Genomic DNA, 16,079 nt, shown 5'->3' on the forward strand with positions numbered 1-16,079 from the left:
TCTGATTATTTTTTCCATTGCTTATTTTCTGTATTCGTAATCGTTTATAATCTCTCGAGATGGAGCATCGCGTACACTTGTTTTATAAGGGTTAAAATAATCATATACTTCGTCGGTTGGTTTACATAGGTGCGAAGTATGGAAGTAATTTAAACGCAAGTTTTTTAACTGGTTGCGATCCTTAATTTTTTGTTGCAAATCAGGATGTTGTTCAAAATCATCTTCATGCAAATTTTCATTCATAAATTGGTTAAATGCACGCTCAATTATAGTACTCCATTTTTGGGGCACCATTCCCCTAATATAATTTTTGTAACCCGAATCTGGGGTACCTGATCGTGAATGCATTTTATCAAGTAGTGTATCTATTTCGTTACTAGAAAACTTGCTTTTTATTTCGCTTATCAACTCTTGTACTGGATGATACCTCATGGGCTGAATTCCTTTTTTAAACACATAATCCTCTAAGCGCTTATGAGTTACTTCTAAATCTTCAGGAGGAGCATACTTTGTTTTTAAATCCACCATAAACTTAATCTCATTGGGCTCCTCCACAGCCTTTTTCCTCATTATTTGCAACGGAATAAAACTATAATGGTAGTTAACCAACTTTTTTCCTATTAAATACGTTCCCATGCTAGATTTATCTATCCTTAAGCACGATCTGTCTTTATACCAGCTGTCTTCTAACAAATATTCTATTTCTTTTTCGGCAGAACGTAATCGTGTTTGATAAAACACCTTTTTATCTTCTTCTTCTTCGGGTAAATATCCGCCACCTACATCAGAGTGAACCCCCGGCAACTCCTTTTCGTATTGCAAACCTTTGCTTGCTATATTAACTAGCGAAAAGTTGGCTCTTCGTTCGTCCAAAGCTGTTAGGTGCAATACATCTTGGGCTTTGGTAACCTCATCCATAACAATTTTTGACATTCCCTTATACGAAGGAACTGTATCGAACAAACCAGCAAATTGTACCTTAATTTCGCCATTGTAAACAATTCCCTTTTCCTCAAATGCCTTACCCAAGTCACCACGGGCTGGCGTTGCCACTTCGTGAAATGAACGAGGCCCTGTTTGTACCATTTTTGTAATTGCAGGTTTATTTATTTCGTAAATAAACTGCCGTGCAGCAGCGGCACCACGGCTAAAACCAAATACATCAAATGTAAGTGATTTAATAATAGAAAATCCTATTAAATTATTAATCTTATCCGCTACTTGATTACATCCGTCGGTAACTTTATCGGTTATCCCCCTTGTATATGAACCTATACCTTGTGAAACATAACGATCAGGTAAATGTTTTTTAGTTCCAATACCCTCAACGTATTCTGCTGTTACTATTTGGGCTGAACTTTCTTTCTTTTCGTAATTGGTAAACAACCTGGCTACGTTTGAGTATTCACTTTTAAAACTGTCGTTAAATATTACATTTAACCTTCCGGCCCATGCTTTTGATGAATCGTATTCGTCACCTTTTATTCTTTTATCATTCTCTTTATGGGCATCTATATTATACATATTATTACCCGTGCCATCAAAAAACATACTTACACGAACTTCTACTTCGTCGCTATTATCTAATATTCTTACTTTATTACTATTAATACCATCAGCACTACTATTATATTCTGCGCGTGCCTCAATATAACCATGGTTTGAATCAGATTTCATACTACAAATTTTATTCGCTAAGGTTATTATAATTCGGAATTTCGTATTCCACTATAGCCTCATCATTATTAACCGTACCTGTTAAGCTAACTACTTCCTCATCTTCCTGTTTATTTCCTTCGTTGTCTTTTATTTTAATCCGTTTTAAATTAAAAGAAATAGAATCGCCATTAGGTATACCTTGTGTTACTGCTTTTACTGTTATGGTTTCTACCATATCATTTTCTTTTAGCTGCTCTTCAGTCTCATCATCAATAATCTCAACACTTAGTATTCTTGGCTCGGGCACATACTCCTCTGCTTGTTGGCGTAAAGTAGCCTGATTGGTTTCGGCTTCTTTAAGCTGACTACCTCGGCCAGTAACTGCTGCCACCGTGCGCAAAAGCGGAGTAATTTCAGGAAATGGTATTTTGCTTAATGCTTGTACTGCCGTGGCACCACTGCCACCTGTGCCTATTAAAACGGTGGGTTCGCCAACGGTTATTGATCCGCCATGTGCTGTAGTACTACCCATGGTTGCGGCAGGTTTGCCACCAATAAGTACTGTGGCTTCGCCCATTGCAATGGTGTCGGGTGGTCCTGCACAGGTGCACATATCGCCCATTACTGCGGCGGGCTTTCCGCCAATTAATACGGTTGGTACTCCCGGTCCTGATACCGGCCCGCCCACATGCGGTGGTGGAGGTGTTCCGGGGTTAAGCATGGGGCAAACGTGCATGCTTCCTAGAGTTGCTGCTGGTCCTGGCATAATTTAGTTTATTAGTTAAATAATTTTTGTTACAGTATCTATTACACCCAAAAGTAAATTTTTAATACACTACTCAACATTACTCTTTGCTTTGAATAACAAATGCTCCTTCGGCACAAACGTTTTAGGTGAGTTCGTAATGTGAGGTTTAAACGCTCAATATGGTTAGTGCTTCTTAATTTTGTGCTATGAACAGACTTATCAATAAGGGTTTTGTATTGCTTTAGCCCATCAGTGAAAATTGTTGTTGCTTTTGATATAAGCAGACTATCAGTTACTCTGCTTAATGTTGCTTTGGTGCGTTTGCCTACCGAAAAACGGACTACTTGCCGTGTATCGCACCTTATTGCAATGGTAACCCACATACGATTTTCTTTGTTTTGCACAAAGGTACACAACTCATCTACCTCATACTTCTTACCTATTGCCAACATGGGTTCATGCGCTTGCTTTGCTATACTCTTTATCCTGTTTATTACCGTGTTGGTTGATATTTGAAGTAAACGTGACAAACCTCGAATGCCAACACCTTCCTTCAATAGTTTTACAAGATTGTTGTTGATTGACTCACTGCAAGCATTATTGCTATAACTCTCAACTTGTGTTTTGTTGCATTTAGTGCACTTGTAGCGGGATTTACGATTAGTTGAGTGACCATGTTTTATCAAAGTACCACTACAATAATTGCATATTTTTATTCCACCAACACTTTTGATACATGAGGGGCTAGATAATACCATATTAGGCGTTTTTAGAGCATAAAAGTACTTATTTTACTATGGCTTAGCTTTTATTAATATTCAACTACCACAAACCAACTCTGATTTTCAACACATTAAACGACCCCAAAAGGAAAAACAACACTTTTGATACATTACCCTTTTCCTTTATTTTTATTGATCGACTATAATTCATAATCAGAATTATTTCACTACCTCTCTGCAACTACTTCTCCATTCTTTACTCATAATATTCGATTACCCTCTCAGTTAACAAAGCAGCTTTCCCATTCACAAATGACATTCTTATAATCCAATTACCATGTTCGTCATACTCGTATTTAAAAGTCTCCCTAGCATATTCGTTGTTTGAATTATCTTTATAAACTACGAGTACTGGATTGTTTATTGTGTCATTTTCGGCCAAACCTATACTAATAACTTCCTTAGCTGATGAATAGTATGTTGTGGTTAGCTTATGCTTGGACACATTGTGCTCAAGCTTTTCCATACTTACCATAGCTCCTGCTGCACCATAGTAACAATCTTCTATAAGCAAACCCTTTTTATATTTTCGTCTACGTTCACTTTGCACCTTCCCGTCAAATACAAACTTGCTGTTAGTTAAATTACCCTCCGAATTATATTTTGAGATACTAACGGAGCCATCCTTCAAGATAGTTTCTTCAACATTGCCGTATTTGTTACACTTTATTTGAGTTGTATCATATGAAAAAAGATATTCGAGAAAACCTTTATCATTGTATTTATAAATGACAGTATCAATACGTATCGAGTCATAATGGTTAATCAACAAATTATAAAATCCTGACTTATTGAAATTAGCCTGATAACTTAGTTTTTGTATTTCATTAACACCCCAATCATATTTTTTCTCTTTCGAAATTACCTTTCCATCATAAACAAACTTATAATGTAGTTCGTTTATAGAAGATACATTTCCTTTCAAATCTAGAATCGCTAAATCTGTTTTTCTTACCTGAGAACAACTACTACAAGTAAAAGCAACAAGAACTATTAAAATAAAATATTTCATATTTTTATATTTACTTTCATTTTCCATATGGAACTACCAAGAAAATTTAATCATCCCCCTGTGTGTGAAATTGGATAATTAAATTTTACATGCTCGTTTCATTATACTAATATTATTTTGGCAAATATTTACGGTTTACAAAGATTTAAGAAACTTAAATACTTTAACTATTATTTGATAAGCCCAATGTTTTTTTGACAATTCCTCTTCTTCCTTTCTTCATAAGCTTTTACTTTCTCTTCATAATTATCATTCAAACAATGTTTGTAACGCCCTGGTATAGTTCTATTTTTTTCGTTCATTAACTTATACTCATCGGTAAAATGCTCTGGCGTTTCAATATACGAAGGGTGCAAAGGCTCAAGAAAGCCTTCTGCTTTGCGACGTTCGTAATCTTTTTGACGGTATGGGTCTAATGCCTCGCCAGGTGGTAAAGGACGGTTTCTATCCATATACCAAACCATAAATGCCCATGAATCATCAACTTTAACCATAGAAATAATCCCTCCTTTTCTTTTCTTCTCCTTGCTAACTGAAAATGAAAGGTGCTGATCAACACCTCCTGTGTCACGATGTGTAAAAGCCCTGATACCAACACCTGTTTCAAACGGGATATCAAATTCTTTTTGAAATCGGGGAGCTACGGTAATTATTCCTTTTAAACGATTAAAAACTAACGTTTTTTTCGGTGCAACAAAGCCATAGACTATGGCAATAATACCAGGAAGCCAAGCTGTCACTGTAATAACAATAAAAGTACCTTTATTATAATCATTGAATATTAGTATTAAAACTAGTCCAATAAAAATTAATGACAAGCCAATAGATCAAGATATCCATCCTTTTAAACTTTTATTTTCCCTATAAAACTTATCATTGGCCTCAAGTACGTCATTATATTTACTTGCTATAAACGAACGTTCTATTTAGTCTTGGTTTTTGATATATTACTTTTGATAAATATTCCATTATTCTTCCCAGATTTCCGCATTAAACACTTCTTCTGTACTAATCGACTGATACTTATCTCTATTTGCACTTTATTTTCCATTTTCAAACTTATACTTTAGATCCACTACACTAGTGCCTGAAATATTATCATGCCATGGTGCAGTTTGAAACAAAGCAAATAAAAGTTCAAATGGGATATACCTTGAAATTGTACGAATAAGAATATTTACAGATTTCAAAGGTGATTGATCATTGAGTATAACTTTTGACCCTGTCAAATATTTACCAGGAGTACTACCTAAAACAAGTTCGAACACAAAATAGTACATCATCCCTAAACCAATTAATACGAATAAATTAAACACCGAACCATCAATATTTTCCCTAAATGAAAGACCTAATTGGCTAGAAGCAAACAGTGTGTAGATGATAGAATCCACCACGAAATGGATAAAACGTTTGTACTTATCAACCCTTCTTGGTTTTATAAGCAAGACTTTAATACCAACATTAAGTTTCTTGATCAAGAAAAATGAAATAATGGCCCACAAAATCATATGAGTTAGCTGTATTGTTACCATAACACTAAATTCCTCATTATTTGATATAAATGATGGGAGGCTAAAAATCGAATTAGCAATTAGTAGGACCTTTTCGAATAATACTATAGAAAGTACAAAGAGAAGTATACTTTTCTTCTGATAATCAGATTTCACGTATTGTATACCACCTGAGAGCAATACCACACATAAAAAGATGCCTATTACATCAAACACATACCCATTTTCTGATAGAAACCATAAAAAGGAAAGATCTTTAGAAAAAGCTGTAGGCATTATATTCGGCGCAAAAAAATCGAATCCTCGCCATAGATACAAAATAATTTTATTATCTACAATACTGAATAAAAAGCCAAGAAGACTACTTATTATACCTACCACACCAGCTATTATTAATACATATGCAATTTTTCTCTTATTCATTAGTTTTCAATATTTTCTTTTTCTGAAATCTCAATCTTCGAATAGCTTCCTTTAGGAGGATGGTAAATATATCCTTCAAAGTCACTTTTTACCAAAATAGTAAGCCCTGTATTCATATGAAATCTAAAAAAAGTATTCGTCATAATTGTTTTATTATCCTCATCAATGCAACGAATTCGCTCCCAATCAGTGTGTATATCGATATCAAAAAGCTCAACATTAGGCTCTAGGTGTTTCACATTTTTTTTAACCTCATCACTATATGGTTTATGAGGATGGTGTTTTTTAATGATCTCTAATGTTCTTTTCCCACTATCATACCTACTTTTCTCCTCCCAATATTGATTTCGTTCTAACTGCTGTCTTTTTGTAGCTTCGGGTGTTTCAATAATGGAAATATATTTAGGCATCGGAAAACCTTCTGCTCTGCGGCGCTCAAAGTCAGCATCTCTATAAGGATCAAAAGCATCACCGGGTGGTAAAGGGCGATTTTTATCCATATACCAAACAAAATATGACCATTGAGACACCAAGTTAGAAGTAGCTGTAATAATTGAACGGTAGGTAAACAAACTTGGGTGATAAAGCTTTAAAACTGAAACCTTACCTGAATTTGATATATTGGCAGCCACATCATCAAATCTAATATATATTGGTTTCGACCATAAAAAACCTGGATATGTAATTGTTCCCTCATCTCTATTAAAAATAATACGCTGTTCTGGTTTAAAAATAGCCCAAACCAATAATAATATTGTTAAGATAGCACTTGGTAAAACTAATCCTAACAATCCCATTTTATCACCCCAACAGAAGTATAAAAAGAATAGTGTAAAAACGAACAACATCCAAGATGAAAACCACCGATCTAGATCTTCTATCTTGACAAGTTGTTTCTCATCTGCATGGTAATAAATTGTTTTATTAGAGGATGTAACATCAGCTTGATTAATCTCAACTTTCGTATCGTTTATTTCCAGCCTTAAAAACCTAATTCCTAATCTTTTATGCTTTTCAATTTTAACCAAGCATTTATTACCCATCATTGCATCTTATTAGATTATAACCATCATCCTTTAACGAGTTCTGATTTTGTATCAATTTTAATCGAAGATTGAAATTCACTCGATTTAGAATTCAACAAGGATGCAAAACCTCTTTTCACTTCAGTTTCTTGTTCAAATGTAGTAAATTTTGCGCCTATATATCGTTCTGTATCCTTAACCGAAAATGGATAAAAGTTACCACCTCCGATATCTAATCTACATATAAAAAGTAACTGCGAATTTATATTGTTTTTATTTAACAACAGAGGGTCTATTTTAAAATCAAGTATAACTCTAGGAACAAAATCGCTCTTTTTAGATTTAATTACCTCACACTTTATTTCCTGAGGAACGATATCAATACACTCACCAAGACCCACTCCATTTGGATAATAAAATATTTCATATTTCAACTGATCCTTATTCGTTAAAAACTGTCTAAAGCATATTTCTGCTCTGTATGACAATATATTAGATGTTCTAATTGTCACACTATTTGTAGTTGTCCAAGGATGAATTGTATTGGCTTTGCTTTTTTCAAGGACTGAAAACTTAACCTGTGGACAAATTAATATATCAATAAAATCCTGATATGCGACACTTAAATCTTGCCATTTTCCATATGCATCAGCCCCCCAAAAATTAGCTTTCGTTTTCTTTATAAGAGTACTTCTATCGTTGTATAGCCTTATATTATACTCCCAACTTTTCTCATTACTCCTTAATTCAAAAGAATAAGCATCACTTAAAACATTATTTTTAAAGAATGCTTCTAAAGGTGTATCCTTTAAATAATAGGCCAAAGCTGTTAAGCCCATTGCTACTCCTCCAACAATCAATCCTGGTGGTGTAAATCCTAAACCAGTTCCTCCCCAAAACATAAAAACTGCCCAAGCACCACTAGCTCCAGCCCAGGCTAGCATTGAATCATTATCATTAACACTACTGCTATTTATCGCATCCCAAGCACATACAAGTACTGTAGCAACACCACCTGCCCTACCAAAACGTAATGCTTTTTTTGATAAATTATTAATTGTCGTCTCTGCAGCCCCATTTATCATAGCTCTTGATTTCATAAAGTACATACTAGCTTCTGCTAACTCAGCGCTAATTCCGACAGCATTTAATACTGTTTTATACTGTCCCTTCTCAATACTAGCATATGCATTTATAACATTAAATACCTGCAATACAGCCAAGCTTCCTGTAAAAACCTTACTATCAAATAAATTCTGTGCTAAATCCGCATTTGAATAGCGAGATCGAACTTCAACATCATTATATTTGAAGCTTTCTTGGATTTCTGCCAAATACTTCTCTGTTTTCTGGTAAGTATTCACTACTTCTTTTTGTGTAGGTATCTGGACTATATTTTTTCCTCTAAGCTTTTGTTTTAATACAACCTCATCAGAAATAACAAATCGATTAATAGGCTTCTTACCTCTATATTTACCAGATTCAATTCTACTATAATCGATAACTTCATTTTCAAATTCAGATGCAATCTTTTGAACTTCTCTACTCTGTAAATCTAAAACCTGCTGCCCATACACCTTATGCTTCATCAATCTCCTAAAACACATATCCTTTGATGACGAAACAAGCTTTGTTTCTTGAACCGTAACAAGTTTTGTTTTCTCGATTGTTCTCGTAACAGTTTTCGTCTTTTCTACTAATTCGCTAATAGTTTGTTCTGCATAAGAACCAACTAAGTTTCTGGTTATACCTCCAAGCTTATTGGCAACATCTACAACTGGACTGTACAATTGTGTTATTTCAATTTCGGCATCTAACAATCTATTTAATGGTTTACTATCATCAACTTCAGAAGTATCTTTAAAAAAACCACTCCATGGATTTATATAATTACTGTATGTAGATGGTAATTCTAAATGCTTATCATTTGTATGAGGTACCATTGCCAATAAAGACATATGTTCCGTCAAGTTACATTTACCATCCAATACACATTGTGATACCGTAATATCAATATCGCGATAGATATTTTTATAATAATCTGATAATAATAATTTCCCAAAAGCCTCACGGGATTCTTTAATTAATTCCCTTTGCTTTTTTCGTTCCTCAAACCCTAATACATTTAATACCTTTTCTTTGTTAATACCATTACCTTTAGTTTCAAAATTCCAAAACCCAATATCCCCACCATCATAATCACTAGTCATTTTTTTGTCATCATATACTAGCTGATATATAGTAAGAGCAGTGTTATAAAGAGCATTAACTTGCAGATGAACAGTGTCGCTTAAATTAAATATTTCATATAACTCTTTATTCGCAAGTTTAACCTTATATACATCTTCTACATTAATTCCATACTGTAATGACTCAACAATTGATTCCAAGTAAATATGATGATGCTCTAAATCCTCTCCTATATCATTTGCACATCCAATAGGATCATGCAAACAGAAAAACACCTCAGCTCGTTCATCGGGGACTTCCTCATTAACTTCCACATTGTCAAAATAAGTTTTCCACCATTGTATTTGACCAGATTTAATATTATCCTCTATCGATCCAGAGCTCCACCGTTCTTCGTCAAGTTTCCTAGGGGCCTCATCATAGTCTTCTAATGGGAAATAACCATCAATATTATCAACCGAATAAGCATCTGTAGCTGTATTATTTTCTATCCATTCGCTAGCGTCAAACTTTTGCATACGCTTTTCACGAACATCTTGTTTGCTTCTAATTTCCTGGATATATTTTGCGCTCCATTGAAATTCAGAATAGGCCACCCAAACAATATCGGTATTTTTTATGCTATAATATTTAACAGACCTTGACTCAACATTGGTTCGAACATCCTCAGATAAATCGGATAAGATATTACTTATTTCACCGTTTAGGCTTACTTTAAACTCTTTAAATAAATCAGGTTTATTCTCAAAATGAATATAAATATAACCTTCTCTGACCTGAGTAGCTTTATAAGTATACCCATCTATGCTAGGAGCTCCTTGTGGTTCATAATTAGTTGCCTCTTCTCTTATAGGCCAACTGAAGAAGTTTTTTCTAGTATTTTTTGCTATTATATAGCGGTTAAAGTTAAGACTTATAGTTGTTGGCTTTATAATCAGTTTATCGCCTTTTGCTTCTGCCTCTGCATAATTGGCTGTTACAACACATTCTGCTAAATCGTTAATTTCGTCCATAATTATTCTTGGTTTGGTTCATTTTCTTCAATATCCCAAATAGCTTCTACTTCACCATCAGCAACCGTTCCGCTTAGCTCAATCACTTGCTCCTCTTCATCTTCAATTCGTTTACGGTTTATTTTAAAGTTAACCGTTTCTCCGTCTTTAATTCCACTTACACTTGCTTTTACTTTAACTTGTTTAAGCTCTTTAGAATCGCTTATTTTTTTGTCTTCCTTAATCCATCTAACGTTGTAGATCCTAGGTTCACCATTACTTTCCTCGGCCACAGCATCCTGACGTATTTGCTCCTGATTAGCCTCAGCTTCTTTTAAACTAGATGATTGCCCACGCATGGCAGCACCAATGCGATCAACCATTCTAATTTCGGGAAAGGGTATTTTACTAATGGGCATAACAGAAGTTGCAGGGGAGCCACCTGTGCCAATAAGCACGGTGGGTTCGCCCACGGTAATACTACCACCATGGGCAGTCATGCTACCCATGGTGGCCGCTGGTTTACCGCCAATGAGCACGGTTGCTTCGCCTTGTACTATGGTATCGGGAGGCCCAACGCATACGCACATATCGCCCATTACGGCTGCGGGTTTACTGCCTATTAATACTGTGGGTACTCCTGGGCCACTTACGGGGCCACCTACGTGAGGTATATATCCTGTAACCATAGGGCATACGTGCATACTGGTTACTGTTGCTGCTGGTCCTGGCATAATTTAGTTTATTAGTCAATGGCTATTGTCCATTGGTTATTTGTTGTTGTTGATTAATAGAATCGATGATTTATTGTTTTATCAGTTATCTCTTTTCGCAGTTTTATCTCGCCAAAAGCCCAAACAAACACCGCCCCAAACCACTAGTATAACAATCATACCAATTACAAATAGTGGCTTTCCGTCTTCCATGGAGTAATCCATAGGTACTAATAATATATATGCCCATAAAGCAAATAATAATATTTGACCCACAAAATAAGCTACCTTTCCCTGCTTACTTAAATATTTTAAAAATAATCTATCTAACATTTCAACTTTCTTTAATTAAGTATAATTTCAACCAATTTACAGCTCATATTACTGCATCTAATTTACTTAAGTGAAACCCAGTAAGGTTACACTTTTTACTCAATAAGGCCACACTTTATCCTAAGTAAGGGTTTAAACTACAGCCTTATTGAGTTTACATTAAAATGCAGTAGAGTTAAACTATGTTATCCTACTGCATTTTATTTTGTATAGCTCTAAATAGAGGTTACTGTTAAATCAATGGCAAATTTTCCTATACGGTTTGCTTTGGTACTTCCGCCCAATTTATTTCGTACTTCAATGTTTATTTCATCGTTAGCACTTAGGGTATTGGGTATGTAAAACATGAGTTTTGATGCGGTATTGTGCAGGTAATTTGTACATCGAAGCGCTGTATTATCGGGTAGTATAATAAATACGCCCTGTGTTTCGTCGGCCGTATCGCATTTTAGATAACCCCCTTTTAGCTCACCCACCATACCAGGAGTAATAATTTCGTTTTCGCGTTGGGTAGCTGTATCTATAAATTTCATAATTATAGGGCTACGCTCTATCACACTCACTTTTTCTACCTTAATACTGTTGGCAATGTTTTTTAACACTTTGCGCGACGATGAGCTTATTGCCACTGTATGCTTTCCGTTTGTGAAACTTTCTTCATCGCTATTAAAAACACCTTTAATACCGGGTTTAAGCTCCGAATAATCAGTTTGTACCGCATAACCTTGTTCTAAAAATTTAGAAATTGCTTCGCGCCGCGCCGTAAAAACTGCCTGTGCTTGCGTGGTAGTAACACCGCCGGGTACTACCATTTCTTTCAAAATATCTTCTTCAGTTTTACTTTCTACATCCTGAGGAATAGCTACATAATCATCAGGGTCGATTGTTAAGTGATTTTTAAATAGACCGTACTTTAACATAGAATTTTGATTTTAAAGATTAATAAATATTTGAATACAAATTAATTTACTTTCACGATTCCGCCTGACACTTCTGTCATGGCACTTCCGGTTACTTTTGTTTGTGTGGCATTTAATTCGGCACTTACCGATCCTTCAATAATGGCATTCATACCAGCCATTGTTGCATCAGAGGTGGCTTCTAATGCTAATGCCCCGCCACTACCTACCGTAGTATCGCCACTCGATTGTATGGCCACATTACCCTGAGCTTGGTTGTTTAAATCGCCTTCGGCAGCAATATCCACATTGCCACTTGCTGCTATGGTGATGTTTTCTTCGGCGTTAATAGAAATATTTTTGGCAGTAATTTCAATGTTCTCGGTACTCTGAATAAATAAGGATTGAGCAGCTGTATCAAAGGTGATGATGCTACCTTCGGTATCGTAAATGTTTATTTTTTCTTCGCCCTCGGTATCATCTAATTCAATGGTATGTCCGCTTGCACTCACAATTTTGCTTTTTACATTATCTGGTAAAGCACCCGCAGCATTATCGCGATGAAACAAGCTACCCGTTACATAGGGTTTTGATGGGTCGCCATGTTCAAAGGCAACCATAACTTGGTCGTCGATAGCAGGTATAAAATGAAAGCCATGCATGCTTTCGTTATTCTCGGCAGCCCCAAGGTTAGGCGTTTGTACGCGTATCCAATTACTCGTTTGGTCGTCGCTCATCCATAAAAAACGCACTTTCACACGCCCCAATGTATTCGGATCTTCGTTTTCAACTATGGTTGCCACCTCGGGGTAAGCAGTAGGTTGGGCTATTGTATCATTCAAAATAGACTCAGTCATACCTGCTACTCCCTCAAAAAGATTGCTATATAAACCTTTATCATCAATAACATGTGTAATTTTTGTTACTCTGTAACGACCTAAATCCGGACCAACATCCTGTTGTAAACTTTCGGGTAAACGTGTGGTAACTAACTCGCCAATACGAATGGCACAGGTATTACTTTTAGCCGATATGGTTGACATTTGTGAGTATTTACGACTATATATAGCACGCATTTGTGCCACAATATCGTTTTCGTCAACCATAAACCTGTTGGTTGGTAATTTGGCAGGGTTCGGGAAAAAAGGAGAACTTTTATCCAATGCCACACGCATATAACTGTTAATACCATCAATATTTTCAACCGGAGCATCTTCTTTGTAATCACTCTCGGCACTATCGTAATCGTATATTTCAGTATTTAGGCTATTTACTTTTGCTGATATTACAATATCGCTTAGCTCCATATCAAAGGAAACCTTTGTATCATTTTCAATACCCGGGTTACCTAATATTAGTTTTTGTCCGTCGTAATAAAACCAATCGCCGCAAGCAGTTGCCAAACGAGCCATAAAAGCATAACTACTTTCTTTGTAGCGCGATATGTAGGGCATAATAGTGGTAAATGTTGCATTATCAACTAACTCTATACCTACACCAGTATTTTCTAGGGTTTCGCTAATAATATTACTTAACGTGTAATCCATAAACGAACCCATTGAAGGATCCATATCTAATAGTAAAGTTGGGCTACCACCCTGTAGTATAACAAAACCTTGGTCGCCATTGCTACCCCCAACCTTAACGTTGGTTATTAATCCATTAAATTCTGACGTTTCGCCACTTTCAGCATGGGTAAATTTAATAGATACTGTTTCGCCCAGTTGCTCAAAAAGCGTTTCAGGAGTGGTTGACCAAACGTTGGGTTTATTGGGCTTATAGTTCACCTTAATTTCAAAAACATGATGTCCACTCATGTTTTGCTCAAGATTTAAGCCTACAAAATCAACAAGTTCTTCGGCTACTTTAACTTCGGTTTCAACTACATTTAATTGTGGTAAAGACATAATATTAGGTGTTAGAATTATTTAACGATTAATTGATAATTAAACTCTTGTGGCGATTTTTCGTAAAGGGCAGCCAAAAGCCCTTCCTTCATATTGTTTAGCTTTTGTGGCGATGTTTCTGCTGATGGTTTTAGGTGTACATCAATGGTTCTAATAATACCTTGTTTAGGTTCGCGACCAATACCATAACCCGATTTAACTTCGATGTTAGATATAAAATTACCACAGTAAATAGCGCAAAACGATTTTACATCTTGCTTAGAATATATGGCACCATGCGAGGTAAGCGCAAATTTGTACATTTCCATTAGGGTTTTAGCATCGGGTGCTTCTTTCCCGCCGCGCGAGGTGGTTAACATTACGGTTGATGTACGGTTAACATCGGTAATATCAGTAAAACCTAATACCTCCGATGCTTTAATGCCATTACCTATTATACCATTAGATAGCCAGTATTTAATAAAAAATGCTGTGGACTCATACAACTTATCGTTAAGCACAATGTACGAAGTGGATTCTGCTGTACTTCCTCGCAGACTAATTTTGCTCTCAAGCTGATTTAGTTGTCGTAATAAATCATTGGCATTTTCTCCAAGGGTATCCTTCTCTACATTTGAAAAAGCCATACTTTCATCACGTAGTAAATCCACTAAATGATCGAGAAATTCGCGTGCATTTGCAGTATTGAAACGTTCAATTCCACCTCTTCGTAGCGTATATATATGGTTCTCAGTATCGGCATGTTCCATGCTATACTTTTGCTCATGGTATTGGTTACCATTCACATCACTTACATTATCAATATCCAGGAAATATTCGTTACTCTCTTTAATTAAAGGAATTACGCCTGATATTTCATCAACTTTTCGCTCACTGGTATTAATAAACTTATTGGCAATAGGAAAGGCATTTATTTGCACGTTTAAACCCTGTAATGCCTCGCTGGTGAATGCTGATGGAAAGGTAAGTTTTACCCAAACCAATGGTTTTGTTAACTCTGCAAGTGTTTCCTCGGTAAACAGGTGTTTAATTTCTTCAGGAAACAAAGTTCTAAAATTAGGTTTTAATCTGGTTCGTTCGGTTATATGAATGAATCGATGATTGTAGTTGGTTAAAATATCGCTACTAATCTGATTATTTGCATTGTAGGTTTTTATAAACTTTGAAGCTAAATTTTCATCTTCATCGTTCAATATATACATACCCGTTTCAGTTTGAAGCGGAAAACCTTCTATTTCCCATTTCACATGAGGTAATAGCCTAAAGTATTCTTCGCATTCGTCCATATACGGAAAGTCGAAATAGAACGAAATATTTTCTAAACTAATTACCTCCGGTGCTAAATCTAAGCCTACCCATAAGGATTTATTGGTAATCGGATCTTTTTTAATAGCGGTAAACTCAAGTTCCTTGCCCAATTTAATATCAACGCTTGATATTCCTTCGCTACCTGCCAAATAGGCAACATCGCCATTAAATACACGGGTAGAATATATTGGAGTAAATGAAAGGCGCTTTAGTTTGTGCCGTTTCATAAAGTGCGCGTTCTTATAATGAAACTCGTAGTTTTGTAGAATATCGCAATTATTATGTATGGCATTGGCATGCATGATGGCATGTGCAGGTTGCACCGATAAAGAAGAGCTAGGTGTTAGTGCACGGGCTACCTTTTCGAGCACCCTATTTTCAACATCGTTTACTTCTCGGCTCAATTGAAAAATTTCGCTCGATAGCGCTTCAATCATAAGCTTTACAATGGGGTCAAGATGATCGATATTACGAATGTCCCACAATGCTGCCGCACGTTTAAACATTCTGTTTTTAATACTCTCTTTGGTAAAGTGCGTATTTGTTGTTTGTAATTCCATTTTTGGTTAATGTTGGT

At 35.7% G+C, this 16,079-nt stretch carries 13 protein-coding genes; all 13 read right to left on the minus strand.

The features are described from left to right. Positions 1-21: 21 nt before the first annotated feature. Entirely contained in the window at positions 22-1,677 is a 1,656-nt protein-coding gene (locus tag QMO11_RS06915) for a T6SS phospholipase effector Tle1-like catalytic domain-containing protein (RefSeq protein ID WP_282036622.1), read from the minus strand. A 10-nt stretch (positions 1,678-1,687) separates the two neighbouring features. Further along, entirely contained in the window at positions 1,688-2,425 is a 738-nt protein-coding gene (locus QMO11_RS06920) for a PAAR domain-containing protein (RefSeq protein WP_282036623.1), read from the minus strand. A gap of 41 nt (positions 2,426-2,466) precedes the next feature. Then, entirely contained in the window at positions 2,467-3,165 is a 699-nt protein-coding gene (locus QMO11_RS06925; protein ID WP_282036624.1) for an IS1 family transposase, read from the minus strand. A gap of 220 nt (positions 3,166-3,385) precedes the next feature. Continuing rightward, positions 3,386-4,201: a hypothetical protein gene (locus tag QMO11_RS06930; RefSeq protein ID WP_282036625.1), complete on the minus strand. Its 816-nt coding sequence runs from the start codon at positions 4,199-4,201 to the stop codon at positions 3,386-3,388. Positions 4,202-4,371: 170 nt separating this feature from the next. After that, positions 4,372-5,019, minus strand: coding sequence for a hypothetical protein (locus QMO11_RS06935; protein ID WP_282036626.1), 648 nt, complete (start codon positions 5,017-5,019; stop codon positions 4,372-4,374). Between the two features lie 222 nt (positions 5,020-5,241). Then, positions 5,242-6,135, minus strand: coding sequence for an RDD family protein (locus tag QMO11_RS06940; protein ID WP_282036627.1), 894 nt, complete (start codon positions 6,133-6,135; stop codon positions 5,242-5,244). Next, a complete protein-coding gene (locus tag QMO11_RS06945) occupies positions 6,135-7,181 on the minus strand; it encodes a hypothetical protein (RefSeq protein WP_282036628.1) in 1,047 nt (348 codons plus the stop codon). Before QMO11_RS06945 ends, QMO11_RS06940 begins: the two co-directional genes overlap by 1 nt. Before the next feature lie 23 nt (positions 7,182-7,204). Continuing rightward, positions 7,205-10,363 carry a toxin VasX gene (locus QMO11_RS06950; protein ID WP_282036629.1) on the minus strand — a complete coding sequence of 1,053 codons (3,159 nt, stop codon included), beginning with the start codon at positions 10,361-10,363 and terminating at the stop codon, positions 7,205-7,207. 2 nt (positions 10,364-10,365) lie between these two features. After that, positions 10,366-11,076: a PAAR domain-containing protein gene (locus QMO11_RS06955; RefSeq protein WP_282036630.1), complete on the minus strand. Its 711-nt coding sequence runs from the start codon at positions 11,074-11,076 to the stop codon at positions 10,366-10,368. 81 nt (positions 11,077-11,157) lie between these two features. Further along, positions 11,158-11,388 (minus strand): hypothetical protein, encoded by a 231-nt coding sequence (locus QMO11_RS06960; RefSeq protein WP_282036631.1) that lies wholly within the window; start codon positions 11,386-11,388, stop codon positions 11,158-11,160. 215 nt (positions 11,389-11,603) lie between these two features. Continuing rightward, the gene (locus QMO11_RS06965) at positions 11,604-12,308 is read right to left on the minus strand and encodes a DNA-binding domain-containing protein (RefSeq protein WP_282036632.1); all 705 of its coding nucleotides are present in this window, start codon (positions 12,306-12,308) and stop codon (positions 11,604-11,606) included. Positions 12,309-12,349: 41 nt separating this feature from the next. Further along, a complete protein-coding gene (locus QMO11_RS06970) occupies positions 12,350-14,194 on the minus strand; it encodes a type VI secretion system Vgr family protein (protein WP_282036633.1) in 1,845 nt (614 codons plus the stop codon). Positions 14,195-14,211: 17 nt separating this feature from the next. Further along, positions 14,212-16,062, minus strand: coding sequence for a hypothetical protein (locus tag QMO11_RS06975; RefSeq protein ID WP_282036634.1), 1,851 nt, complete (start codon positions 16,060-16,062; stop codon positions 14,212-14,214). Positions 16,063-16,079 lie beyond the last annotated feature (17 nt).

The sequence above is a fragment of the Saccharicrinis aurantiacus genome (assembly GCF_947489045.1).
Lineage (GTDB): Bacteria > Bacteroidota > Bacteroidia > Bacteroidales > Marinilabiliaceae > Saccharicrinis > Saccharicrinis aurantiacus.